Origin of the sequence: Komagataeibacter xylinus, from assembly GCF_031081985.1 — a bacterium.
Lineage (GTDB): Bacteria > Pseudomonadota > Alphaproteobacteria > Acetobacterales > Acetobacteraceae > Komagataeibacter > Komagataeibacter xylinus_E.
This window is the reverse complement of record NZ_JARWSK010000001.1, coordinates 533,196-558,088: the sequence shown is the minus strand read 5'-3', so window position 1 is coordinate 558,088 and position 24,893 is coordinate 533,196. Positions and strand designations below refer to the sequence as shown.

The 24,893-nt window shown below is 60.8% G+C and carries 15 protein-coding genes; 5 read left to right on the top strand and 10 right to left on the bottom strand.

The window, feature by feature from the left end; genetic code table 11:
• Positions 1 to 351 precede the first annotated feature (351 nt).
• On the bottom strand, positions 352 to 897 hold the full coding sequence (locus tag QEG70_RS02825; protein ID WP_308719263.1) for a hypothetical protein: 546 nt from the start codon (positions 895 to 897) through the stop codon (positions 352 to 354).
• Between the two features lie 590 nt (positions 898 to 1,487).
• On the opposite strand from QEG70_RS02825, the gene QEG70_RS02820 reads away from it, so the two are divergent.
• Positions 1,488 to 1,808, top strand: a complete 321-nt coding sequence (locus tag QEG70_RS02820; RefSeq protein WP_308719262.1) for a hypothetical protein — start codon at positions 1,488 to 1,490, stop codon at positions 1,806 to 1,808.
• Between the two features lie 82 nt (positions 1,809 to 1,890).
• Here QEG70_RS02820 and QEG70_RS02815 read toward each other — a convergent pair whose 3' ends face one another.
• Positions 1,891 to 2,103, bottom strand: coding sequence for a hypothetical protein (locus tag QEG70_RS02815; RefSeq protein WP_308719261.1), 213 nt, complete (start codon positions 2,101 to 2,103; stop codon positions 1,891 to 1,893).
• A gap of 323 nt (positions 2,104 to 2,426) precedes the next feature.
• Between QEG70_RS02815 and QEG70_RS02810 the strand changes: the two genes are divergently transcribed.
• Positions 2,427 to 3,722, top strand: coding sequence for a DEAD/DEAH box helicase (locus QEG70_RS02810; protein ID WP_308719260.1), 1,296 nt, complete (start codon positions 2,427 to 2,429; stop codon positions 3,720 to 3,722).
• Between the two features lie 70 nt (positions 3,723 to 3,792).
• On the opposite strand, the gene QEG70_RS02805 is transcribed toward QEG70_RS02810, so the two are convergent.
• Positions 3,793 to 5,394, bottom strand: coding sequence for a B12-binding domain-containing radical SAM protein (locus QEG70_RS02805; RefSeq protein ID WP_475704679.1), 1,602 nt, complete (start codon positions 5,392 to 5,394; stop codon positions 3,793 to 3,795).
• Between the two features lie 294 nt (positions 5,395 to 5,688).
• Here QEG70_RS02805 and QEG70_RS02800 point away from each other — a divergent pair, with 294 nt between their 5' ends.
• The 3 genes from QEG70_RS02800 (at position 5,689) to QEG70_RS02790 (ending at position 9,034) form a co-directional block, all read left to right on the top strand.
• Entirely contained in the window at positions 5,689 to 6,069 is a 381-nt protein-coding gene (locus tag QEG70_RS02800) for a hypothetical protein (protein WP_308719259.1), read from the top strand.
• A 127-nt stretch (positions 6,070 to 6,196) separates the two neighbouring features.
• Complete coding sequence (locus QEG70_RS02795; RefSeq protein WP_308719258.1) at positions 6,197 to 6,394, top strand: hypothetical protein; 198 nt, start codon at positions 6,197 to 6,199, stop codon at positions 6,392 to 6,394.
• A gap of 144 nt (positions 6,395 to 6,538) precedes the next feature.
• Complete coding sequence (locus QEG70_RS02790; RefSeq protein WP_308719257.1) at positions 6,539 to 9,034, top strand: phosphocholine-specific phospholipase C; 2,496 nt, start codon at positions 6,539 to 6,541, stop codon at positions 9,032 to 9,034.
• Positions 9,035 to 9,229: 195 nt separating this feature from the next.
• Here QEG70_RS02790 and QEG70_RS02785 read toward each other — a convergent pair whose 3' ends face one another.
• The 7 genes from QEG70_RS02785 to bcsA all read right to left on the bottom strand — a co-directional run bounded on the left by QEG70_RS02785 (position 9,230) and on the right by bcsA (position 24,226).
• Positions 9,230 to 10,441, bottom strand: a complete 1,212-nt coding sequence (locus tag QEG70_RS02785) for a DUF1501 domain-containing protein (protein WP_308719256.1) — start codon at positions 10,439 to 10,441, stop codon at positions 9,230 to 9,232.
• Between the two features lie 3 nt (positions 10,442 to 10,444).
• Positions 10,445 to 11,752 carry a DUF1800 domain-containing protein gene (locus tag QEG70_RS02780; RefSeq protein ID WP_308719255.1) on the bottom strand — a complete coding sequence of 436 codons (1,308 nt, stop codon included), beginning with the start codon at positions 11,750 to 11,752 and terminating at the stop codon, positions 10,445 to 10,447.
• 241 nt (positions 11,753 to 11,993) lie between these two features.
• Positions 11,994 to 13,673 carry an SGNH/GDSL hydrolase family protein gene (locus tag QEG70_RS02775; RefSeq protein WP_308719254.1) on the bottom strand — a complete coding sequence of 560 codons (1,680 nt, stop codon included), beginning with the start codon at positions 13,671 to 13,673 and terminating at the stop codon, positions 11,994 to 11,996.
• A 57-nt stretch (positions 13,674 to 13,730) separates the two neighbouring features.
• Positions 13,731 to 17,675, bottom strand: coding sequence for a cellulose synthase subunit BcsC-related outer membrane protein (locus tag QEG70_RS02770; RefSeq protein ID WP_308719253.1), 3,945 nt, complete (start codon positions 17,673 to 17,675; stop codon positions 13,731 to 13,733).
• Complete coding sequence (locus tag QEG70_RS02765) at positions 17,665 to 18,825, bottom strand: acyltransferase family protein (RefSeq protein WP_308719252.1); 1,161 nt, start codon at positions 18,823 to 18,825, stop codon at positions 17,665 to 17,667. The genes QEG70_RS02770 and QEG70_RS02765 overlap by 11 nt, the downstream gene beginning before the upstream one ends.
• Before the next feature lie 87 nt (positions 18,826 to 18,912).
• The gene (locus tag QEG70_RS02760) at positions 18,913 to 19,584 is read right to left on the bottom strand and encodes an SGNH/GDSL hydrolase family protein (protein WP_308719251.1); all 672 of its coding nucleotides are present in this window, start codon (positions 19,582 to 19,584) and stop codon (positions 18,913 to 18,915) included.
• A gap of 112 nt (positions 19,585 to 19,696) precedes the next feature.
• Positions 19,697 to 24,226, bottom strand: a complete 4,530-nt coding sequence (bcsA, locus tag QEG70_RS02755) for a UDP-forming cellulose synthase catalytic subunit (RefSeq protein WP_308719250.1) — start codon at positions 24,224 to 24,226, stop codon at positions 19,697 to 19,699.
• Positions 24,227 to 24,893 lie beyond the last annotated feature (667 nt).

The window sequence follows — 24,893 nt, the reverse complement described above, 5'->3', positions numbered from 1 at the left end:
TGACGCGCCCGATACGTCTGATAGTCAGGTGCTATACTATCCTCATATCGTCGTTGCGCAGTGCCCCGGTTGCTGCGTGACCGGACGGCTGCCCAAATAATTCCGGGCACGCTGCGCAAGGGGCAGAAAGATTGAACGTTGCATGATCCCTTCCCTGATCGCCCGACATATATTGCGACAGACCGGGACGGATGAGGGTAATATTATGTAACAAAAAGGATCAATTCTTTCATTCCCCTGATTCAAGAACAAACGAACAGATTTCATATCAATAATTATATAATTTTTACAATGAGAGCCTATTTATATGCAGATACTACATCCGGCTCCTGGTCATGGTAGCCGCGCGCATCAGGATGTCTTGGCTGGCGGACTGGCCGGCTGTCCCAGATTCTTCCGCGCCTGTTCGCGGATGTCATTGCATTTTTTGGTAAACACACTGGATTGCGAAGCCGTCATGAAATTGATGATGAACGCCACCACCAGCGAACAGAACGACAGCGCGATCACGGCCTGTCCCAGCCCACCAATAACAGTGTCATAACACTCCGCCGAATACCACAACAGGATGAGGCTGAGCACCGCGCCCAGAAAGCCAAGCACGCCGGTATAATGGACCAGCGTGTCTTCCTCTTTACTGTAGTCGGCACTTTCCTGCCAGAGCAGATAGAGCTTCTCGTTCACCTCCTCTATCTGGCAGTCACGTTCGAGTTGCTGCGCGCTGACCAGCTTTGCCGGGGCCGTGCGGTACATGCCCAGTTCCTGCTGTGCCTTGGCAAAGACCCGTCGCCGCTCCTTGATCGCCGGCAGGCTGATATCGACAAAACTGAGAATTGCCACGTTAAGGGCCGCTGACAACTGCACGACGGCCTGAAAATCACCCCACGTCTGGCTCACGTCTTTCCTCCGGTCTCAATTACCCGTGAACACAATACGCCATGTCACACCGAAGCAGCAGCGCGTAAAAAAGGCTGACTGGATTGCATTCACTCTGCCTCTGCATGGCACGCACAACCGGGACGTGTCGCGCATGGTAAAATTTGCATCCGTTACCATCTATACGTCGCCTTGCCGATCATATTACGGTTCGCGCCGATAGGGCACAGCTGGTATCGACCCCGCGCAGTTGGGATGGTGCGCTGGTTGAGCAGGTTCCGGGCCGTGACCTGAAACAGCATGCCCTTCAACCGTGGGGCTACGGCATCGAGTGAATATTGTGCCTGCGCATCCACCAGTTGAAAAGCTGCCAGATCGAATGGGGTAATCCGGCTTTGTGGCAGAGGGTGCGATAGAAGCCCTTTTGCAGTTCTGGCACCGGTTAACCGCACTGCCCTCCCCTGCTGGCATATGCCCCTGACCGGGACCGTGACGGGCTGTTTCGTACATGCTGTTGAGAAACGGTACCGTATCGTTTATGTGAACGGCAACAGGCTGCCTGACCATGTGCAGGGTGGCTTTGGTTCTTATGGGAATGAAGGGAACGGTTTATGAGTGCCAGAATGAAAAAATGCGGAAACGCGAAGGCGTTCATAAACATGATGGCAGGCGCGGCTTTTGTGCTGTCTGGCATGAACATATGCCAGGCAGCCGAAACCACCCGCGCGCGCGAAGCGCATGCCTGCGAAAGGGATGCTTTCAAATTCTGCGGAAACGACATCCCCAACAAGAAGAAAATTGCCGCCTGCCTGCAGGCCAATCGTGAACAGCTTCGCCCGGCCTGTCGCGCCCTGTTCCCTGCGCCCGACGCGCCTGTTGAAAACATGACACAGGACGCACTCCGTGCTCCTGATTGGCAGGCTGGTCGATAATGTGACTGGCCCTGCCCGCCCGCCAGGTCTTGCATATTGAAGTTACAGTTCTGCCCGGCAGGCCGAATTTGCAAAAGCAGGCTCAGAAATCGTCTTTGCCAGCATCCTGCCCCGTGCGCATGTTGCGTTCATGCTGACAGAAGGCCAGTTCCAGGCTGTCAGGGTAGCATTTGCCGGTTTCAAACATGGCTTCACGATTACCCGCCTGCGCGGCCTTGAGGAACCACGCCGCCCGTGCCGCGCAATCGCCCTTCCCGGCGGCCTGCTCGAGCAGGGGGATCAGGTCATCAGCCATGACTTCCGGCGTATCGTTCCGCTTGTCAGGGCAAGGGCCAGCCCCCGCAGCAATGCGGCTTCTGAAAGAATGGGAGGAACCATGAGTGCACTTATCCTGCATGTGATGAGATCGATACTCCATGCAAGCGGCATGACGGGAGCACATTTCAGGTCATCATCCAAAACATGAGGGTTATGGTGCAGGGCGGGGGCAAAAACCATCATCGGGCCTGCCGCGCTGCGTTGACGTGGCACGGTGCCCCCCGTAATAGTCCGCCCTCCCGCACCAGCGAAGCCCGAACAGGCGTAGCCTTTACAGAGCGCCGGAGGCGCTGCTTGACCATGTCCATGACCTTTGCCGATCTTGCCCTGGCGCCCGAACTCCTCAGCGCCCTGGCCGAGGAGGGCTACGCCACCCCCACCCCGATCCAGGCGGGCTCCATCCCCATGCTGCTCGCAGGCCGCGACCTGCTGGGCATGGCCCAGACCGGCACGGGCAAGACGGCCTCGTTTGCGCTGCCGCTGCTCCATCGCCTTGCCATGAACCCCCGCCCTGCCCCCAAAGGGGGCGCGCGCGTGCTGGTGCTGGCTCCCACGCGTGAACTGGTATCCCAGATCGCCGATGGCTTCACAGGCTTCGGGCGGCACCTCAAGCCCAGCATTACGACGATTTTTGGCGGCGTCAGCCCGTTCCACCAGATCAATGCGCTCAGGGAGGGGGTGGACATCATCGTAGCCACACCGGGGCGGCTGCTGGATCTGATCACCCAAGGCGCATGCGACCTGTCGCAGCTTGAGGCACTGGTGCTTGATGAGGCCGACCAGATGCTCGACATGGGCTTTGCCAAGCCCATCGAGCGTATTGTCGCAACCCTGCCCGCAGACCGGCAGACCGTGCTGTTTTCAGCCACCATGCCCAAATCCATCACGGCCCTGGCCGAGAGCCTGCTGCGCGATCCGGCCCGGGTCGAGATTACGCCGCCCTCCACCACAGTGGAGCGGATCGAGCAGTCGGTCATGTTTGTCGATGCAGCAGACAAGAAGGCCGCCCTGCTGGAACTGCTGCGCACGCCGGGCATGGGGCAGGCCGTGGTCTTTACCCTGCAGAAGAACATCGCCAACGAGGTCTGCGCCTTCATTACCGAGGCGGGCATTACAGCCGAGGCCCTGCACGGCAACAAGTCACAGGGGCAGCGTGAGCGCGCGCTCGAGGCGTTTCGGTGTGGCGCGGCACAGGTGCTGGTGGCAACCGACATCGCGGCGCGTGGCATTGATGTCGATACGGTGACGCATGTGTTCAACCATGACCTGCCCAGCCTGCCCGAAAGCTATGTGCACCGCATTGGCCGCACCGGCCGCGCGGGCCGCACGGGCTTTGCCATAACGCTGTGCGATGCCGAGCAGCGCGCCTGGCTGCATGGCGTGGAACGTGAAATTGGCCGCCCGCTTGACGTGCAGGCCGACCACCCCTGGCATTCGGAGGCCGCGCGCAACTCCACCATGCGCCCCCCCGTGCTGGGTGGCGGCCCGGCCAAGCAGGTCAAGCCGCCGAAAATACGCGAGCGCAAGGTCTGGACCGAGGAAGAGAAGAACGCGGCCCGCGCGGCGGCTGCCGCAGCGAAGGCTGCAAAAGCCTGATGATGCGTTGGCGCGGCGGTGCTGCCAGCCACCGCGCCAGTCACCGGAAGCTTTTTACCCCATGCCCTGCTCAGGCAGGCACGAGCGCTGCCGGAACAGGCTTGAGCATTGGCGGCGCCTGCCAGTGGCCGGTGTCAACATTCTCGATCTCACCGTCAATCTCGCCAACAACCTGCCGCGCAAACGGCCCGAGATGCAGGTAGAGCGCGCTGGTCATGACCACATAGGGCAATGCTTTGGGGTTATGCAGCGCGCAGTCGAGCATCATCCGCCAAAATGGCCCTGTCGTGCCCGGCCCCGCGCGGTGAATGCGCAGCACAAGCCGCATGAAGCTGCGCAGGTCGCCCTTGATCATCCGGTGGCTGCGCTTGCGCCCGAGCATGCGGCCGAGCCTGCGCACGCGGCCAAAATAGGCGACCGGATCATAAATCGTTTTGAGCACCGTCCTGTAATCGCTCAGCACGTCGCGGCGTGGCCGTTTGGTCTCGAAATTGAGGCCCGCGGTGCACTGATCGCCCGACTGGGTCTGTTCACTACCCGAAAACAGCCGCCCTTCGGCCAGCAGGCGGCGCGTCAACTGGGTTGTGGGCAGCGCGTAAAGCAGGCCGACCATGCAGACCGGGATCGAGGTATCCTCAATGCATTCGATCATGCCCGCGGCGACACTGCCCTTCTCGCTGTCAAACCCTACGATGAAGCCCGCATTGACGAAAATCCCGGCCTTATGGATCGTGTCGATGCTCTGTTGCAGGCTGCGCCGTGTGTTCTGCTTTTTCTGCATCAGCACCAGGGAGTCCGTATCCGGGCTTTCGATGCCCACGAACACGGCGAAGAAATTCGTATCGGCCAGGCTGCGCAGCAGATCCGCGTCATCAGCGAGGTTGATGGAGGCCTCGGTTGAAAATTCGAAGGGAAATTTCTTTTTCTCCTGCCAGCGCTTCAGGTCGGGCAGGAATTTCTTGAGCGCCTTTTTATTGCCGATCAGGTTGTCATCAACAAAATCGACATGGCCGCGGTAGCCAAGCGCGTACAGGGCATCAAGTTCAGCCGTGACCTGTGCATTGGTCTTGGTGCGCGGCACCCGGCCATAGAGTTCGATAATATCGCAGAACTCGCAACTGAACGGGCACCCGCGTGAAAACTGGACGCCCACATGCAGGTACTGGTCAAGCTTGAGCAGATCAAAGCGCGGCAACGGACTTTTTGTAACATCCGTCTTGCCCATTGGCGCTTCAAACACGCCCTGCCGCGCGCCGCTGCGCCAGGCCGCAACGAAATCATCCATGATCTCCTCGGCCTCGCCCAGAACCTGAAAATTGGCGGCGCTGTAAAGCGGCGGGCTCGACGTCACATCGGGGCCGCCCACCACCACCGGCTTGCCGCGCGCATGGCATTGCGCGATGATGTGCAGCGCATCATTGCGCTGCGGCAGCATGCCGCCGGTCATGACCATGTCGGCCCAGTCAAGATCGGCGTCGGTCAGGTCTTCGGTATTGCGGTTGACCAGCCGTATCTGCCAGTGCTGGGGCAGCAGGGCCGCGACCGTGACCAGGCCAAGCGGGGCCGCAGGGTAGCGCGCGCCCGCCAGATCGCAGGCCTCCTTGTAGTTCCAGAATGAATTGGCATTGAAAAGCGGGAAGATCATCAGGACCTTGCAGGCATCGGTCATCATGATGAAATCCTTTGGCGTGCCTCCTTCGCATGATCGCAACGGCCTCCCCGATCGGGGCTGGGGCACATGGGAACGGGAGGATCCTGCTGTGGTGAAATGGCGATAGTCCGGCACACGGTCGTCATAGAGATCTTCCATCAGGATGAGGGCCTGCTTCTACACCCCCTGCCGCGCAATAGCGAGAAAAGAGCCTCTGCAATACCTGATATGCCCCTCTCAAAGTGTAACAGCCCGGCAGGTGGCCCTGTAAAAACTTTTGCCCTGATCCCGCATTGTCATGCAGGTGGGGCTTGCATGCGCCACCGCACCAGAGCCCTGGCAAACGCATGGACGGGAGCATGGATCATGCCGCGTGGTGACAAATCCGCCTATACAGGCAAACAGAAGCGACAGGCGCCCTTGAGCCAGCCATGGCTGCCCCATATCGCTTCTAACAGCACCGGCGTTGACGTGCTGGCCATAGGCAGGCTGCTTTTGCCAGAATTCATGGATTACGAGGGCAGCGTGTTTCTGGGCATCCAGTTTACAAAAGACAGTTTTGCCCGATGGATGAGTGTGCTGAGAAACATGAAGGGCGTGGAGAGCATGATCAATCATGTACACGTTTATGATATTATTGATCATGACAATAAAATGTTAGGTCATGATGTCCGCCTTTCTGCCCATTTATTGTAAAGATGCTGTATATTGGCCCTGCATGCAGGATTTCCGGGCAAGGAATTCGATATTGTCGTATCTGAATCGGAAGAGGATTACGGCCCGGTTCTCACCTTTTCAGGCAAATGACGCATGGCATTGCCCGATGCCTCTCCCTCTCTTTTTCGTTGCTGCCATGAGCACATATCCAGATATGAATTTTTTAAGAATATTGAATGAAGTTAAAATGAAATGGAATGGAGCAGTATATAAACCGGATAATGAATTTGTTAGAGAAACCCCGTTGAGACTTGTGCCGGAACACCCCAGGGCAATGCAAAGAGCTTTACTTCACGCGCAATGATGGTCTCTCACGCCATGCCCGGCACTGTCGGTACGCTGACGCATGACCATATCAGCATGCAATCGCTTGCCTTCACGGCTGGCCCCCTGTTCAAGCCATGGTCAGAGGGCACCGAAACAAGATTCCTTCATGCACGAGCCAATCATGACGACACGTAGAGATTTCCTGAAATATGCCCTCCTCACGGGTGCTGCGGGTGCATCTTCCCGCCTGCCCGCTTCCATCGGGCGGGCCTTTGCCATTGCGCCCGAGGTGGGGTCCACCTGGCAGGATGCCGAGCATGTCGTGATCCTGATGCAGGAAAATCGCTCTTTTGATCATGTATTTGGCACCCTGCAGGGCGTGCGCGGATTCAATGACCCGCGTGCCATGCGCCTGCCCAACGGTAATCCGGCTTTTGTGCAGTCCAGCCAGTCAGGCGAGACCTACCTGCCGTGGCGGCTCAACATTCGTGATACCCGCGTGACATGGATGGGTTCCATCCCCCATTCCCGCGACAGCCAGGTCGATGCATGGAACAATGGCGGCCATGACCGATGGATCGACGCCAAGAAGTCGCACCACAAGGACTATGCCCATTATCCGTTGACCATGGGTCATTATACCCGCGAGGATCTGCCCTTTTACTATGCCCTGGCCGATGCCTTTACCGTATGTGACCAGAATTACTGTGGCGCCATGACCAGCACCACCCCCAACCGGCTGCTGTTCTGGACCGGCACGGTGCGCGACCGGCAGGATCCCACGTCGAATGTGTACATGCGTAATGGTGAAATCCTTGAAGGTGGCATGACGTGGCGGACCTTCCCCGAGCGGCTGGAACAGGCAGGCGTTTCGTGGAAATTCTACCAGAACGAACTCTCGCAGGCTGGTGGCATGAGTGCGCCCGAGCGGGCATGGCTGTCCAATTTCGGGTGCAATGTACTGGAATGTTTCGATCAGTACCATGTCACGGCCAATCCCGGTTTTGGCACGTGGCTTGAGGAGCGCATCAGCGAGTGCCAGTCCCATATCGATCGGCTGAACACGCATGAAATGCTTGTGTCTGGCACGCATGCCGAACAGTTGGCCGAAGCGCGCAGCCTGCTGGCCGTGCTCACGCGCCGCCGTGCTGTTGCGGGCGAGACGCCTGAAAAACTGACACCGGCGGAACGCGCCCTGTTCGAGAAGGCGTTCGTGACCAACACGGGCGACAGGCACTACCGCAAGCTCGAAAAACTGAAATTCCACGATGGCAGAAAAGCCATCCACATGCAGGCGCCCAAGGGCGATGTGCTGCATCAGTTTCGCGAGGATGTCAGAACAGGCAGGCTGCCCACCGTGTCATGGCTGGCAGCGCCCGAGCATTTCTCCGATCATCCGACCTCGCCGTGGTACGGGGCGTGGTACGTGTCTGAAATCATGGATATCCTGACCGAAAACCCCGAGGTATGGAAAAAAACCATCTTCATCATGACCTATGATGAAAATGACGGGTATTTTGACCATTGCTGTTCCTACGCCGCGCCTGATCCCGCCCGGCCCGAAACCGGCGCATCATCGCGCAGCATTGGCCAGAAGGGGCTGGAATATACGAGCGCGCAGGATGAAATCGATCGCGGCGTGCCCGAGCGCCTGGCGCGCAGCGGGCCGATCGGGCTGGGCTTTCGCGTGCCGATGGTCATCGCCTCGCCCTGGAGCCGGGGCGGATGGGTCAATTCGCAACTGTTCGAGCATACCTCCACGCTGCGTTTCCTTGAGACCTTCGTGCGGGGCAAATTCGGCAAGGATGTGACCGAGACCAATATCTCGCCGTGGCGGCGGGCCATCAGTGGCGACCTTACCTCATGCTTCCGCCCCTATGATGGCAGCGTGCCGCACCTGCCCTTTCTTGAGCGTAATGCGTATCTGCACACCATCGAGAGCGCGCGCAACCGGCCCCTGCCCGGTGGCTATCAGGCCCTCGATGCGGCTACGATTGCCACCCTGCGCACCGATCCGGCCAAAATGCGCGAAAGCGTGGCGCAGGAAACCGGCACGCGGGTCGCCTCCCCCCTGCCCTATGAGCCGTATTGCGATGGCGGGGTCTCGGCTGATGGCAGGCAGGTGAGCGTGCACCTGCGCGCGGGCAGGACCCGCTTTGGCGCCCGTGCTGCTGGCGTGCCGTTCAATATCCATCGCCACGGCATCGCATCGGAAAGCGGCATGCAGGCAGGCACTTACGCCGTGGCGGCAGGCGATGCGCTTGACGTGGCGTTTGCCCAGTCCACCTTCCACAACGAAGTCTATGATGTGGACGTGCATGCCCCCAACGGCTTTTACCGGCGCTATAGCGGCAGGAAGGGCGGCCTGCGGCTACAGGCGGCCTGCACCTACCTGCGTGGGCCGGGGCAGGATCTGGTCGTGACCATAAGCAATCATGGCACGAGACACGCGAAGCTGACCTGCTCCATGGCGCCCTCCGGCATCACGCGCAGGGTGCATGTGGCCTCTGGCGGCAGCGTGAACGTGGCGTTCGACCTGACGCAGGGCATGCTGTGGTATGATCTCACCATGTCGAGTGCCGATGAACCGGAACTGCTGTATCAGTTCGCAGGGCGCATCGAGACCGGGCTGCCAGGGCGCACGGACCCGGCCATGGGGGCGACCCATCCGGTCTGACTGGCCTGCCCTGCCCGTACCGTGAAAACATGCAGGGTCAGGAGATGAATTGCGACATACGGCTCGATATCATCAGATCCCCCTCTCAAGCGCCGGCATCGCCCGCGCGATGGCGGCATGGCGCGTGAGTGGGAAACATGAGATATTTTTGGTGAAGCTTTTGAAACAAGATTCACCAAAAATGCGCCTCGTCCTTCATGCCTGACGGATTAATCCATGCATCGGCGTTACGGCCGCACCGGGAAAGACCGTGGCCATGCCCGCAGGCTTCAGCCGCAAATGATCGCACAACAGCCCTGCTGCAACACAACGCAGGTCGGTCGTGGGGGCAAGGTCGCGGTTTTCAAACAGTTGCTCCGGGCGCAGGCCGGGCCATGTGCCTGCTACCCGCCCCCCTGCCACGGCGCCACCCGCAATAAAGGCAACCGTGCCCGTGCCATGATCCGTGCCGCCCGTGCCATTGATCCGCACGGTGCGGCCGAACTCGGTCATGGCCAGCACGACGGTGCGCGACCATGCCGGGCCAAGGCCATTACGCAGGGCGGCAAGCCCCCGGTCGAGCTGCGTCAGGGGGCGGCCAAGGCGTTCAACCTGCCGCGCATGGGTGTCCCATCCCCCAATTTCAAGCGCGGCGATGCGCGGGCCGCGCCGGTTGGCCAGCATGCGGCCTGCCGCGGTTGAAAGGGTGAGGAACGCATCGGGCCTGCTGCCCTTGCGCGCGGCGGTAGAAGCGGGCGCGCTGCTTTCCATCACGGTATCGGAAAAACCTCGGGCCTGCAGGGCATTGCGAAGCGCGGGGCCCGTGACCGGATCATCAGCGTTGAGGGCCGCGATCTGGCGGTACAGATCAGGGTCAGGGTGATGGCTGGCCGCAGGCGCGTAACAGCCCACCTCGGCCGGGCCACGCAGCAGCAGTGGCACGGTCAGCCCCATGGCCAGGCCGTAGCCATCCGGCCCCGCATCGTGCTGGGGCATGAGCGATACGGCCCGGTTGAGCCAGCCGCTATCCATGCGTGCATCCGCGCCACTTTCAAGGTAGTCCTGCGCCTCGAAGTGCGAACGGCTGCGATAATTTCCCGCCACGGCATGCACCGGCAGCAACTGGCCTGCAGCATAAAGCGCATGCATGTTCTGCAGTGCCGGGTGCAGCCCGTAAAAACCGCCTAAATCGAGCAGCCCCTTAGCTGCTCCCGGCTCGGGCAGGACAAGCGCGCGGCGATGGCTGGCAAGGCTCGGGTCGCCATAGGGGGTGACGGCGGACATGCCATCAAGCGCCCCGCGCATGACAATGACAACAAGGCGCGGATCATCTTCATGGCTGGACGGGGCTGCCATGGCCAGCGCGGCACGCCCCAGCGCCCAGCCTGTGGCAAGGCCCAGCAGGGCCGTGCGACGAGGGATCAACATGAATTAACGCCTCTGGAATTCGGGTGAGGAGAACAGAAGCGTCAGCGCATCCTGCCTTGAGCCTGCATGCTGCATGGCGGTTACCGTCTGTGGCCGGAGTGCGGGGCCAAGCACGGCATGGGCAATATCCAGCGGGTCACCGTCGCGCACCTGTCCTGCCATCTGCCAGGCCCAGTCGCTGCGGGCCAGCATGTCGGCAGGTGCCCCCCAGTCAGCAGCGCGGTCGCTCCAGCCATTGGGCAGCGGTGCGGTCCATAATGGCTGGCCCAGCGCGGCAAAGGCCGCAAACAGTGTATGCGCGGGCGAATGGGGATCATCCGGCGGGCTTGGCGTGCCCCCCATCGAGAGCGCGCGCATCACTGCCGTGGCATAATCCATGGGCGAGCGGAATTTGCCGCCCTCCGGTGTCGCATCAACCAGCGTGGGCAACACCAGGGCGGCGGCAGTCAGGTCGCCCCCCGTCTGCTGCAATACCCGGCTGACCTGCATGACATCATGCTCATCAGGCGTGTCGGTTATGAAATGGGTAACCATCCGGGTGGCAATATGGTGGTAGGTGGCCGGGTGCGTGCCCAGAAAATGCAGCGCCTGCAGGCCGCCTTCCTCGCCTTCTCCAAAGCGGTGGCCCATCAGGGTCTTGGTGCCGGGCTGATGCGCCTTTTCCCGGAAGACAAAGCCGGGCCGGTCCGTCTTGAGGTCCACGCCCCACCCGGTCAGGATGGCGGCAAAGGCCGTGACATCGGCCTGCGTGTAGCCACCCTGTGGCGAGAGGGTGTGGAGTTCGAGGCATTCGCGCGCCAGGTTCTCGTTCAGGCCGCGATGCCCCCTGCGCCCCGCCGGGCTGTCCGGCCCGATGGAGGAGGTGTTATCAAGATACATCAGCATGGCCGGATGGCGCATGACGGCGAGCAGCATGTCCACGAACCGGCCGGTTACATGCGGCCTTATGGCTTCGCGCATATAGGCGCCAATGATCGCGCGCGTGCCGCCCTGGCGCAGGCTGACGGTAAAATGGTTGAACCAGAAACATGCCAGCCGCTCACGAAAAGGCTGGCGGGTCAGGAGCAGGTTGTCGAGCTGAGTTGCCACCTCGGCCTGAAAGATCGGTTTGACGAGCAGGTTGCCCTGCATCCGGTTCATGCGTTGCGTGCGCAGCGCAACCAGCCCATCCGCCGTGGTGCCCACGCCGGTAAAGCGGGCGGCATCAGGGCCGCGCAGTTGACGCGCCAGCCAGTCTTGTGGCTTGTCCGATACTGTTTCCGTACCGCGTGTTCCCCAGCCAAACCTGTTCGTCATTTCCAAAGACTGCATCAAATTCCTGTCCTGAAAAGCAGGGCTGCCCTTAATGATTGCGGTGAGAATATCACCCTACGGCAAGTAATTTTATGGAATATTTATAAAATGATGGCGTGGCGTTGTGGTGGCCCGGCCCTGTCGGGAACAGCATCATCAGCACTGTTCAGGGCGGCCTTTTCGGGCCGTTTATGAAAAATGCCGCCTTTTTGGTAAAAGGCGGCATGTGAAAACTGTTCCCTACAGGCGTATGGCGTTTTTACTGGCCAAGAGAATTGGCGATATTCTGCCACACGTTGCGGGCGATGATGTCATGCCCGGCCTGGTTGGGGTGTGTGGTATCGGCAAGCCATTTTGTCTGGTCAAGCACATCGGAAAGAGGTTCGCCGGTGGAGAAAAGATCGAGTTCGATATCAGCAGGGATCTTGCCATCCTCGACCGCATTGTGCACCGCGGTGCGCGGTGCGCCCTGTGTCATGGTCTCATCAAGGAGCGCAACGTGATAGCCGGCCTTTTTCAGGCGTCTGGTGATCTGCCCGAGGTTACGCACCGTCTCGCCGGTGCCGATCTGGTGCAGGTGGTCATTGAAGCCGCCAAACACGACCGCAACCTTGCGGCCGGGATGGCGGGCCAGCGCTTCTGCTGCGGGCACCATGTCCAGCATCTGCTTGGTCGTGGCGCCTGATACGGCAAAATTGTAGCTTTTGTAGCGGGCGTAACGCTGCATGAGATAGGGCCAGTTCGTGCCATCGCTCAGGCCGAAGCCTTCCGTCCGGCTATCGCCAATGGCGACGAACGTATCCCGTAGCTGCGGCATGTGGTTGCCCGCCACGGCGGCAGCGGCTTCAAAGTCCTGCTCCTGCCTGGCCGTGGCGGCCTGATCTGCAATGACGATACCAGTCCACTGCCCGGTGTTGCGCCCCTGTTCAAACCAGTCGCCGCCATCGGCATTATACCCGATATACCCGCCAGAAAACGACCCCTCGGGCAGCGCCCCGCCAAGCACGACGTGGTTGTTGCCGTTTTCAAGCCGGTAGCCCGCCGGTGTTGCGCTCAGGCCAAAGGCGGCGGGATCATTGCTGATGATAAGGTCCGTGCGCTGGTCCGGGCTGCGCATGTCAGCCACATGCACGAAGCCATCGAGCGTGTAGCTGCCCATGAATACCTTGAACTCCTGCCCCTGCTGCCCCAGCATGAGCGGCACGGGAAAGGCCGAATAACCGGAATTGGACGAGGCATAGGTGCCCGTGGTGCCAAAAAAGAAGCTGTTGGTGGGTACCTTGAGCGTCTGCGGCAGTACAAGACCGCCCGGCCCGTTAATTTCACCCCAGGACAGGGTCTCCTGCCCCGAAACCTGCACCGCGCCGATATGCACCACATGGCGCCCCGGCGTCGCCACAAGGTGGTTGCCGTGCCCGGTCTGGTCATACACGCGGGTTACTGTGGCGAAGGTGCCCGCATCCCGCGCGGCAAGAACGCGATTGAGGGAGGCCGTATCAAGCGTGCCATCAGGGCGTATGTTCAGCGTGGTGGCAACCGTCTGGCCGCCTGCTGTCGTCTCGATATCCACGGCGGGGCCGGAATAGGTGCTGACCATCCGCGTAGGCCCACCGGCAAAAACGGCATGCGGGCCAAAGGTATCCGCTGGGGCATGCGATGTGGGCACGGCCGTCCACTGCGCGGCCCCTGGCGTAAGCGTGGTTGCGCGCCACACGTGGCCTGCCGCCTGCCACAGGTCGCCTGGCGCGTAACCGCTGCTCACGTCGTCATTCGCACCGGGCGGGCGGTTCAGCCCTGTATTGACGGCGCTATTGGCCGGAATGCAGGTTTCTCCACCTTTATGGTCATCAGCCGGGCATTGTGCCACTACCCCAAGGGCAGGCAGGCCAAGGGTTGCCATGGCGGTGATGCAGGCCAGAACTCTTCCGCGCGTTTCCATGTAATGCTGTTCCCGGATATGAAGTGTAGGGCATGAACCTGCCCCGGTTTGAGTGTATTACTGACCGTCAAATGCGTAATGCGCCATCCACATGCCACTGGTTTCAGACCAGTTGCCTGCCCGGCTGTAGCCGCCTTCCATGCCCACCCGCAGCCGATGGGTAAACTGATAGACAATGCGCCCGCGTATGTTGCCCGCAAGACCGCTCGCGCCACTGCTTGAATATTCGTCAGGCGGGTTCGAGGCCGCAAGCTGCTGCAGGCCTGCACTTGTCGGGTAATAGGGCGCTCCATTGCTGTGATAATGCTGGAAGCCCGCCTCACCGCGCAGGAACCACGTCCATCGCTTGTTATGTCCCGACCATTCAACCGGTACCATCGCGCCGTAATACTGCTGTGGTGAGAAGTAGCCGCCCTGCCCCCATGTAAAGAAGTAACTGTCACGCTTGTAGCCGAAATACATGAGGTCGAGCCCCACGCGCAGCCACTGCCGGTTGTGGGCCTGCCATACCGTGGCGGTGCCGCCGGCGCCAGCCTCCACCTCTGTATTGCTCTGCACATGCGTGCCATCCAGATAGGCAAAGCCGCCACCGGCATAGATGTTCCACCCCGGCGCAGACCATTCCAGCGCGCCGTGGCCGAACATGCGTGTCACCCCGCCCCACACCCGGTTCGTGCCGGGATCATGCATGCCCGCATAGGACAGTTCGCTATCCGTGACCATGCGGCGGCCCCCGCTTATGCGCAGGCCAAGGTTACGGGTCAGGCGCGGCGCGAATTCCACGCCCCCCACCACGTTGGTGATGGGAAAGCCCAGCGGCGAAGACCCCACATCGGCCGAGAACCAGTGATTGACGTAGTTCAGGCTCAGCCCCACGCCCTGCGTGTAGTAATGATGGTATGCCCCCGGCAGGGCGCCATTGACGGAATAGGTGCCAAACTGGTGGGCTGAATAGGCATTGTTCAGCGCATCACCGGTAAACAGCAGCGTGGGCGTGACCGAGAAGGACAGCCGGTGCTCCCATGATTCAAACGGCAGCGTGCCGGTGATGGGAATGGCGAATTCCGTCAGTTGCCCCAGCCCTGCAACGCCTGTGCGGCTGCGCACGAAGCTGTTGGCGTCGAGCTGTGGCGAGATGGAATCACGCAGGTAGACGATCTGCCGATCCATGGCCTCGGCCCCGTCATCTTCGGGGATGTAATGATAGGTTGCAGGCAGTGTCGCGCCCTGCAGGTCGATATAATTGCTGTCGATGAATGGCCAGCGATAATCCGGCAGGAAGCTTTCATGGCCTGCATAGGTGCCTTCGCCATCAAGCGTGCGCTGGGCGCGGCGGGCGTGTTCCACATCGGCGAGCTGCGCGCGCGTATTGCCCGCCACGCGATCGACATCGGAGCGCACTTCCCAGCTCATCGGGCCATCGGGGTCTTCATGCGCCAGGCGGTCGGCATAGCCGCGTGCGAGCGCTACCTGGTTCGTACCGCCCGCATCACGCGCGGCGGCGGCAAGGCCGTAAATATTGTGCGGCTTGAGGCGGAGCGCAATCTGGTCTTCCTCGAGCGCGCGGGCGGGCATGTTGCGTGCCTGGTATATCCGGCCCATGGCCAGATGGGCCTCGGCTGAGTCCGGGTGGGCGCGCAGTATGGGGGCGAGTACCTGATAGGCCTTCGTGGTCTGGCCATAACGGTCAAATTCATCGGCGGTCATGATGGTGAGGCCGATGGCAATGTCGTTTCTTATATGCAACTGTTCTGGCGTGACCGAGCCGGGGTAGTCGCGTGCCATCGCATCAAAGGCGCTGAGGCAGCGCGTGGTGTCGAACGTGGCATGCAGGCGCAGGTACAGCCCGGCATAGGCCAGCATCTGCGCAGGCTTGGGTGGCTGGGTCAGGCGCTCTTCCTCGGCCAGCACCTGCTGGGCCTCCCGCGTGGCATGGCGGTCAAGCAGGGCGCCAGCAATCTGCACGCCCCGGTCGCCCGTGGGGTCGGGCTGGTCGGCCAGCGCCACGAGGGCGGCATTATCCGCGCGCGGCGCGCGGTTGAGCGCCTGTATGCGGTGGGCAAGATCAATCTGGCTGGCAATGCTGGCCATGCCAGTGCTCCGCCCGCCAGAAGGCAGGCGCGCCATCAGGCGCTCGGCCGTATTCAGGTCATGCTGGCCCATGGCGTAGATGATCCCGGCCTGCAGGTCATCTGGCGTGACGGATTTTGCGTTTGTCAGGTCATCCATCAGGCTCTGCGCCTGAACATGGCCGCCTGCATCATCAAGGGCATGGGCAAGCTTGAGGCGGAGCCACGGGTCCGTGGGTTCAAGGGCCGCGGCCTCGCGCAGCAGGGCTACGCGTTCATCAGGGTCGCGTGTGCTGTCGGCGCGGGCGGACAGGTCGGCGGCCTGCAGGTAGGTTGCCAGCGCCGGGCGCAGGGGTTTGAGGCGGGCGATGATATCCTGCGCTTCCGCTCCGCGCCCGGTCTGGATCAGGATGCCGCCCAGATTGAACAGCGCATCGGCATTGCCTGGCGCCTGGGCCAGGATTTCACGGTAGATGCGCTCGGCTTCCGCGTCATGCCCCTGCTTGCGCTCAAGCATGCCTTCCAGCGACAGGAAAGTAAGCCTGCTGCCGGGGCGGCGACCCAGAGCTACGAGTGTGGTGCGCGCGGTATCATAGTGCCCGTCATTGATGGCCTGCAGTATCCGCACCACCAGCGGGTCCACGCCCCCGCCGCCCGCGCCAGATTGCAGTGCCTTGATGGCAGCCCGCCAGTGGGGGGCGGAGTCCGGGTCTGCCTGTATCGCCTGCAGGAAATACTGTATGGCCTGCGCGGGCTGCTGCCGGGCCTGCGCCACCAGCCCCAGCCCGCCCAGAGCATCGGCATCATGGGCATTGAGGGCAAGGGCATGGTGGAAGCGTTGCGATGCGCCTTCCAGGTTATGGTGGGCCAGCAGTGCATAACCCTCCTGGTGGGCGGTAGCGGCATCAATGCCGTTCTGTGTTTCCTGCGCCTTGTGCAGCAGTTCGGTCACCTCCGCATCATCGGGGTGCAGGCCGAGCCATTCATTGTAAAGCGGAATGGTGGGGCCTGTGATCGGCTCCCACAACAGCGCCTCGCGCCATGCGGCAACCGCCCCTTCCCGAATTGGCGCAGGGGCGTTGGAGCGGACGAGTTCGCGCAGGCCATCCAGCCCTTCGGGGCGCGACGTGACACGATAGGTCAGGATCCGGTCCAGCAGCAGCCGGGCGTCGAGATCGCGCGGGTTGCGCTGCACCCAGGCGGTCAGCTTGGTCTGGGCCTCCTGACGGCCCAGAATGGTGGCCCCCAGCACGCGGTAATATTCCAGCGCCAGATCGGGTGGCGGATCGCCATTCTTGAACAGCGCCTTGTATTTGAACATGGCCGGCATCATCTTGCCCGCTGCTGCAAGGGCGCGGGCCTCGGCCAAGCCCTGGGGGTCTATGGGGCCAGCCTGTATCTGTGCCTTGAGGTCAGCCACCAGACCCGGCGCCGCGCCATTGCGCTCCAGCCGGGCCAGCGCGGCCGAAGCCTGCGCCGCATTGCCCTGCGCCATGAGCAGGCGGCCCTGCAGGTAGAGGGCTTCAGGGTTATTGGGCTCGAGCGAAAGCGAGCGTTCTATCGTTTCATGCGCCTTTTCAAGGTTATGCCGGCCCAGCCAGTAATAGCCCTGGTTGAGCAGCAGCTCGAGCACGGCGGCAGCATGCGCCATGTGCGCGCGTTCGGCATCCTGATCCTGCGTGGGCGTGACCGTGATGGCTGTGCCATCGGTGGCGGGACCGGTCTGCGGGGCCTGCGCGTTGGCGGACTGCATGATTTCGCCAGACAGGATGACCCCTGCCATCATGCCGCAGATGAACCGCATCGTGCTGCCTGCCGGGCGCATGGACTGCGGCGCCATGACCCAGGCAGCAGGCGCGCGCCGCCACCCACGCCCCGCACGCAGCGTGCTGGCGATCTGGTATCGTCCCTTTATGTCGTGTCTAATGAACACGGGACACATAAGAGATATAGAACAGGATCGCGGCCAGCGTCATGCACGCGCCCACAAGCAGCACGGCGCCACGGTTGCGCGCGGAAACCGCAACCCGGTCCTCATAATCAAGCCCGGTCCGCTCAACGAACACGTAGCTCAGCACACTGATGACAAGAACGATGCCCAGCACGGCCGCCATCATCCATCCATGCACCTGGAAGAAGAACAGGTAATTCGCCACCACGATGCCCGGCCAGTGCCACAGATAGACCGAATACGAAATGACCCCGAGCGGTGAAATGGGCACGAGGCACAGTCTGCCCACCTGCGTTTCGGGCAGCATGATGATGATGGCTACGGCAACGCAGGGGAAAATGGTCATGTAGGACGGGCAGGCGAACTGAAGGGTATAGAACAGCCCTGCCCCCACGATGACTGCCAGCGCCACCGCATAGACAATATTGGCAACAACCGGGGAAAGGCGCGGGCGCGGAAATACCCAGATCATGGCGCCAAGTGAAAACTGCCACAGCCGGTCGAATATATTGTAATAGGCCTGCGTATCGCCCTTGACGTAGCTCCATGCGCAAAATGCCATCGAGGCGGTGAAAATGCCCGAGAGCATCAGCTTGCGGTGATTTGTCAGCGGCAGCAGCAGCGCCATCAGGAAGATGATGGTATAGAACTGCATTTCCAGTGAGAGCGACCATGTGTGCAGGAACGGGTAGGCAATGCTCTGCCCCTGGAAATACCCGACATGCCCCGAAGCCCATATGTTGGACAGATATACCAGCGCATAGGCCCCGTTGATGGCAATATCGGCCCGGTCACTCTGCAGGACCCACCACAGCATGCCCGCCGAGACAAGGCCAATCATGCACACCAGCGCTGGCAGCAGGCGGTAGAGCCTGCGGCAGACAAACCGCAGGGGCTGGAACGGATGCTGCATGAGCGCCGAGCGCCCCATGAAATAGCCCGAGATCACCACAAAAATATCGACGCCGATAAAGCCGCCCTGCAGCCAGCCTGCATGGAACAGGACCACAAGGGCAATGGCAAGGCCACGCAGCCCATCGATATCGCGCCGACGGTTGAGGGGGAAAAAGTCTTTCTCAAGTATTTCACGCCACCTGCTTGTGGTGGGGGCAGGTTCATTCAGGTGCAGCATCAACAGTTTTCCACGTCTTGTGCCCGTCAGGGGGCAGATACGGAAGCACGCCGCGCGGTGTCGGCCGTGCTTCCGTAAGGGGCGACCTTACTGGCCGGTGGCAGGCGGGGCGTCTTTCAGCTTTTCGAGTTCAGGCAGCGTTGCCTGCACGATCGCGTTGCCCCATACCTTGTAGCTTTCAGGTGTTGCATGAATGCCATCAATGGTGTTCACGCTGCCCTGCTTGAGCAGTGCCGTGCCATCAACATAGGTGCAGGGTGCGACTTCCCCCTTGAGGAAGGTGGCCATTTCTGTTGCGCGCTGGTCGGTCTTGCCATAGCGCGGGCTGAACTGGCCCCAGGTCGGCCCGACCCAGATGCACGCGGTCTTGCCAATGGCATAGGTCAGGGTCTTGACCTGCTCGTCCACCCAGTCTTTCGAGACCGAGGCCTGACCATAGGCTGCCATAGTATCGCCAAGAATCACCATTACCACGTTGGGATGCCACTTGGCCACGAGGTCGCTGATGGGCGGGGGCGATGCGGGCTTCATGTTGGGCGCGCCAATCGGGGCATCGCCAACGCGTTCGGCGGCGCCGCAGCCATTGTTGGGGTTGGGCACGACCCAGTCTGCCGCGGTGGAGGAACACACACCGTATGTTACCACCTTCGCGCCCTGGCGGCTGAATTCATCCGGCAGTACGGACAGGAGGGAGTCCTTGAACGTCACGTGACTGTCACCGATGATCAGCAGCGTGAGGCCAGCAAGAAGAGCACTCATGAATTACTTCTCCGTATAAGAATTTATTTATGGACCGGGGCGGTGCGATAGACATTGCCGCCCATGCAGGCCGCACCTTGCGGGGCACGGTCAGCATGCAGGGACGTTTACCTTATGCCTCGCCGGTCCTGTCATCATCCAGCACGCGCCTGCGTGATTTGGCGCGCAGCCAGCTCCACGCCCCGAAAGCGGTCAGTCCCGCCCCTGATAGACCGGCCAGATAAAGAATGAAAGGATGATAACTCAGATACCGGTCGAGTTGCAGCCACAGGGGTAATGAGCCAACTTTATAGGTCGGCGCGGTGCGGTAACTGGTAAACTGTTCGGCGTTCTTGAGCACCAGATCCCCCTGGATGGAGGATAGATCCTTGGTGTTGCGCAAGCTGAGCACCAGATCATGAATGCGCTGCGGCGTATCACCCACAAAGGCAATGACCGAGCGCTGGCTGTCATAGGGCGACTGCGCGCCGATCATGACGCCTGCCTCGGCAATCGGCGCATTGAGGTGGGCACTCACGCCGTTGAGCAGGCCGGCATGGTCGTGATCCTGAAAAAGATACCAGATCCCTTCCAGCCCCATGTGCTGGCCAACCCGCACGTGCCCGTCCTTGATCACGTAAGGCGAGCGTGACAGCAGGTCAGAGGCCGAATTCAGCCGGTCGGCGGTGGAAAGCAGGATGATATCGCCCTGCGGGGTGGTATTTTTCATCTGGTCCGCCGTCATGACATGCACGCCTGCGGCGGGGTACCACGTTGTCGCGCCAAAGAAGCCCATGAGGTCAAGGAACGAGCCCGCCGTGCCCGCATCGGGGCTTTGCGGCAGGATGATTGTCGTCTCGGACAGATCGGCCATGCGGGAGAACGGAAAGGCCGCCTCGGCGAAATAGGACAGGTTGGGCAGTTCGGCGTAATGGTAGCCCCGGCGGAAATCGAGGGTGGAATCTGAATCCACGCTCATGCGGATATCACCCGGCGTGCGGCGGCATGCACCGCGGTCAATGGGGCGGGCGTCAAAATTGAACTGCAACTGGTTCTGGCCAAACAGCAGCCACGGCGGCAGGGCGGTCATGTGACCCGTGGCCCCTGCATGCTGGTTGACCAGCCTTTCAGACCATTTCTGCCACACGCCCGGCGGCGAGAGCGAATAGCTCTGCAGGTAGTTGTTATTCAGGCTGACATCGACGCGTGATGTCTCGAGGTCCACCACCGGGCCACCGGGCGCGCGCACCCACATGTTCATGAGGTATGGCCGCCCCCGCCAGGTATAAAGGTCAGGCGGCAGGTGGAAGGGCAGCGTCATGCCCGCAGGCGTATAGCCCCCGCCCTGCAGGTCGGCCGCCCCCACGAGTTCACCAAAGCGCACGGGCCGGTCGGTTGGCACGAAGGCAGGCGCATCATAAGCCTGGCGGGGGTCGAGGGTTACGTCCTCCACCACTTTCGATGCAACGCCGCCAAGCGTATCGTGTGAGAAAGCGAGGTTCCGCGCAGCCGCCTCGACTTCCTGCGCGGTGCGTCCGGTTACGATCAGGACAATGCCCCACGGGTCGTTGGGGTTGGCCACCTCGGCAAAGGTGGGGCCGGTGGGCAGCGTGCCATTGGCGTCAAGGGGAATGTTCCGGCCCACTTCAACCGCGTTGCCCGATGCGGGCACGGTTGTGGAAACGGGAAAGGACAGCGCGCGGAAATCGGCGATCTTGCCAAACCATGAGGCGATCACGCCCGCGGCCTTCAGGTCATCCCGGCTCTCGGGAGATGGCATGACGAACGGAACCCGGAGTGCCGCGCGCAGGTTGGGGTCGAAAAAGGGCGCGGGCAGGCGCGAGAGCTTGCGTTCGGGCGCGATCCGCACCGTGGTCAGGGTAATGCGCGAACTGTCGGAAATGCGTGCCCACAGAATCTCGTTGAAGAGATCGTTGCAATCACGCCTGTATTCACCGGCAAAACGGAAATTGAGCTTGTTATCGCCGGTAAAATACAGCGGATCGACATCGAACGTGACGGGGCCGAACTCGGGGTGGTCAGGGTTGACCTTGATCGTGCCGATATACTGCTCGTTGAGCGTGACCGTGACAGCGCTCGCCTCAGGCAGCAGCGAGGGCGAGAGCGCGCCAGAAAGGGTGAGTTGCGCATGCGTGACCACCCGGTTGGCGGGCACGACCACATCAAGCCCCTGTAGCGGAGAATAGCCGCGCAATGTCAGCGGGCCGGTCGTGGCGCCAAGGTCGCGGAATGACAGGGTGCGCGTCACCTCCGTATCGCTGATCCGGGCTGCCGCCAGCGGGTCGACCGCAGGGGCGACATCGGGCACGATGCCGGTATTGCTATCACCGAACGGGGTCTGGGCGCTGATTCCGGTCTTGTCCACCGTGGCGGTGGCGGGCGCAGGCGGCAGCCCCTGGGCCAGGCCCGCCGGCGCGAGGGCCGTGAAGGCCAGGAGGAAAGTCGCGGATAGGGCAGCCCCCCTGCGGGCGCTGCGTTGGGCAGGTTTCAGCACGAGGCTCTGTTTCTCCAGTTTTTCTTCCACCATGGACACGGTGATTTCCTCTGCCTGCGCAATGGGGCGCGGTTTTTCAGGCTTACGCCATTTAAAGAGGTCGCCAATGCTTCTGAACACCATGGCGATGCTGCGGAGCGGGCGGTCGGGGGGAAAATCGGCCCAGTTGGCCCAGGCATCATTGCGCCCGAACACCATGTCGACCACCTGGCGTTCATCGCCAAGGTCGCGGCGCATCCATTGCAGGCGCAGGTTGCCCGGGTGCATGGCCATGACCTCGGCTGGCACATGGGTATGAATGCCGTCACGCTCGTTGTCGTAGCTGACCATGACGGTCTGTGGCGCCTCGACATTGTGTGGCCAGTCCATGTCAACTGACAGTCCGCCAAGCGAGATGTCATGCGTATGGGCATGGAACGCCCTGCCCTGCGCATCGGTAATGGTTACGGGCAGGCGCACGGTAATGCGCGGCGCCGCGCGGGTCTGGCGCGTTTCGCGCCCCACGGCGATGGCGGCCAGCACGATAATGAGGCTTATGACCACCCACAGGGTATTGAGCACGAAGGACTGGAGTGCGAGGCGGTCGTGATATTGCCAGATGATGCCGAATATGCCGCGCCCAAGGGCAGCAAACAGGATCAGTGCCAGGATGATGTTGGGATAGACCGCGCTGAAATCAAAATAGCCGCGCTCCAGTAGGCCGCCTTTGTCGGTTACGTTGAACTTGCCCTTGTGGGGCTGGAGCAGGGTTACGATGGTAATGCGCACCAGGAACAGCGCGAGTGAGGTTTCATAGATCTCGCTCCAGAAGGAATAGCGCCAGCGCCCTTCAACACGCGAAAGGGTCATGATGGAATGGAAGATATGGGGTAGCGCATAGGCGCTGATGGCCAGTGGTGATGCCGCGATGATGTTTTCACCAAGGAAAAGATACGCCAGCGGCGAAACCAGAAAGGTCACCCGTGGTATGGCGAACAGGAAGTGCGACATGGCGGAAAGGTAGCAGAGCCGCTGCTCCCACCGCAGGCCGGGGCCAAGCATGGGGTTGTCAAGCCGCATGATCTGGAGCATGCCGCGCGCCCAGCGCACGCGCTGGCCGATATGCAGGATCAGGCGCTCGGTCGCCAGCCCGCCTGCCAGTGGTTCGCGCAGATAGCCGGTGCCCCAGCCCCTGCGCTGCATCTTGAGCGCTGTATGGGCATCTTCGGTGACGGTTTCGGTGGCAAAGCCGCCGATCCCCATAACGGCGGAGCGGCGGATGACGGCGCACGAGCCGCAGAAGAATGTTGCATCCCAGAAATCATTTCCATCCTGCACCAGACCATAGAACATGTTGCCTTCAGGCGGCACATGTATGCCCGCGGCCAGATTGCGCTGGAACGGATCGGGCGCATAGAAATGATGCGGGGTCTGCAAAAGGGCGAGGTTGGGGTCGGCAATCATCCAGCCGATGGTTCTTTTAAGGAAGCCACGGGTGGGCACATGGTCACAATCAAAAATGACCGCGAATTTTCCGTCCGTTACCTTAAGGGCATGGTTGAGGTTGCCAGCCTTTGCATGGTTGTTTTCCGAGCGGATAATATAACCCGCGCCAGACTCTATCGCAAAATCGCGGAAAGCGACCCGCCTGCCGTCGTCAAGAATATAGACATTCAGCTTGTCTTCAGGCCAGTCAAGCTCCAGCGCGCCCAGAACCGTCGAGCGCACGAGAGACAGTTCTTCATTATAGGATGGCACATAGACATCCACGCTCGGCCAGTCGGCAGGATCTTCTGGCAGGGCGTGCTCCCTGCGCCCCAGCGGCCACGACATCTGGAAGTAACTCAGGCACAGCGTGGCCAAGGCATAGGCCTCGGCCAGCAGGAGCAGGATGGACAGGGCACCCTGTATCCACCCATGGAATTCCAGCGTGGTGGTCAGCCGCCACACGATATAGCGCAGCGAAACAAGCAGCGACAGCATCATCAGGAATATGGTGATGCCCCGCCCCGGCCTGCGGTTGAGCACCAGCAGGAGCGTGACCGTGCCGATGCACAGCAGCCCCTGGGAATACAGGCTGAGTGTTATGGACCCCGCGAACCCCATGATGGATGCACCAACAACAACCGGCACCCATGGGGGCATCCGGCTCAGCGGTGTCTTTTTCATCAGGACCGCGATTTTGTCCGTTATGCGTTTTGCCGCTGCCATGTTCAGCTATATCGCTGCCTTGCTATCGTTAATAATCGAGCCTCCCCAAGGTGTTACGTCATCCTATGGGGAAAGCGGTAATCAAATATGAACAATGTTCACTTTAGGCCTAAAGTCAGATCTCCACCTGGGTTGAGTGGTCACTATGATACAAATAGGGCGAGAGCGTAATCGGCTATGTGGACACGAGACTTTCGCTTTGGCTCATAGTGGTATTAATTTCTGATTAATTTTCTGTCAAGGGAAAATCTAATCCTTTGCATAGCGGGTAATTATTCCATTTTTTCAGTAAAGAAAAAATTTTTGCTACTATATTTTTTAATATACATATCAGGAAGATATGCATCTATTTTTTAAACGAAACACCCTAATATGATGCGTAACTGCTTGTGGCAGCGTCTGTTTTTAATGGGCCTTATATTAACATCGTTCATAATGGCGCATGTTGGTGTTTAGGAAATAAATCCTATTACTTGCATCTACCTTGTCACTGGAGGGACGTTCAAAAGAAGGTATGATTTTTTCCTCTGGTAACAGGCAGGGCCAACGCTGTCGCGCAATGGCTGAAATCCCTGTCAAGAAAAAAATCCGTTCTTATATCAATGCCATGCATCCTGAAGTCAGT

Coding starts and splice junctions, on each gene's coding strand:
- QEG70_RS02820 (WP_308719262.1), top strand. CDS start 1,488: ATGAGTGCCAGAATGAAAAAATGCGGAAACGCGAAGGCGTTCATAAAC.
- QEG70_RS02815 (WP_308719261.1), bottom strand. CDS start 2,103: ATGGCTGATGACCTGATCCCCCTGCTCGAGCAGGCCGCCGGGAAGGGC.
- QEG70_RS02810 (WP_308719260.1), top strand. CDS start 2,427: ATGTCCATGACCTTTGCCGATCTTGCCCTGGCGCCCGAACTCCTCAGC.
- QEG70_RS02805 (WP_475704679.1), bottom strand. CDS start 5,394: ATGATGACCGATGCCTGCAAGGTCCTGATGATCTTCCCGCTTTTCAAT.
- QEG70_RS02800 (WP_308719259.1), top strand. CDS start 5,689: ATGCGCCACCGCACCAGAGCCCTGGCAAACGCATGGACGGGAGCATGG.
- QEG70_RS02795 (WP_308719258.1), top strand. CDS start 6,197: ATGCCTCTCCCTCTCTTTTTCGTTGCTGCCATGAGCACATATCCAGAT.
- QEG70_RS02790 (WP_308719257.1), top strand. CDS start 6,539: ATGACGACACGTAGAGATTTCCTGAAATATGCCCTCCTCACGGGTGCT.
- QEG70_RS02785 (WP_308719256.1), bottom strand. CDS start 10,441: ATGTTGATCCCTCGTCGCACGGCCCTGCTGGGCCTTGCCACAGGCTGG.
- QEG70_RS02780 (WP_308719255.1), bottom strand. CDS start 11,752: ATGCAGTCTTTGGAAATGACGAACAGGTTTGGCTGGGGAACACGCGGT.
- QEG70_RS02775 (WP_308719254.1), bottom strand. CDS start 13,673: ATGGAAACGCGCGGAAGAGTTCTGGCCTGCATCACCGCCATGGCAACC.
- QEG70_RS02765 (WP_308719252.1), bottom strand. CDS start 18,825: ATGCTGCACCTGAATGAACCTGCCCCCACCACAAGCAGGTGGCGTGAA.
- QEG70_RS02760 (WP_308719251.1), bottom strand. CDS start 19,584: ATGAGTGCTCTTCTTGCTGGCCTCACGCTGCTGATCATCGGTGACAGT.
- bcsA (WP_308719250.1), bottom strand. CDS start 24,226: ATGAAAAAGACACCGCTGAGCCGGATGCCCCCATGGGTGCCGGTTGTT.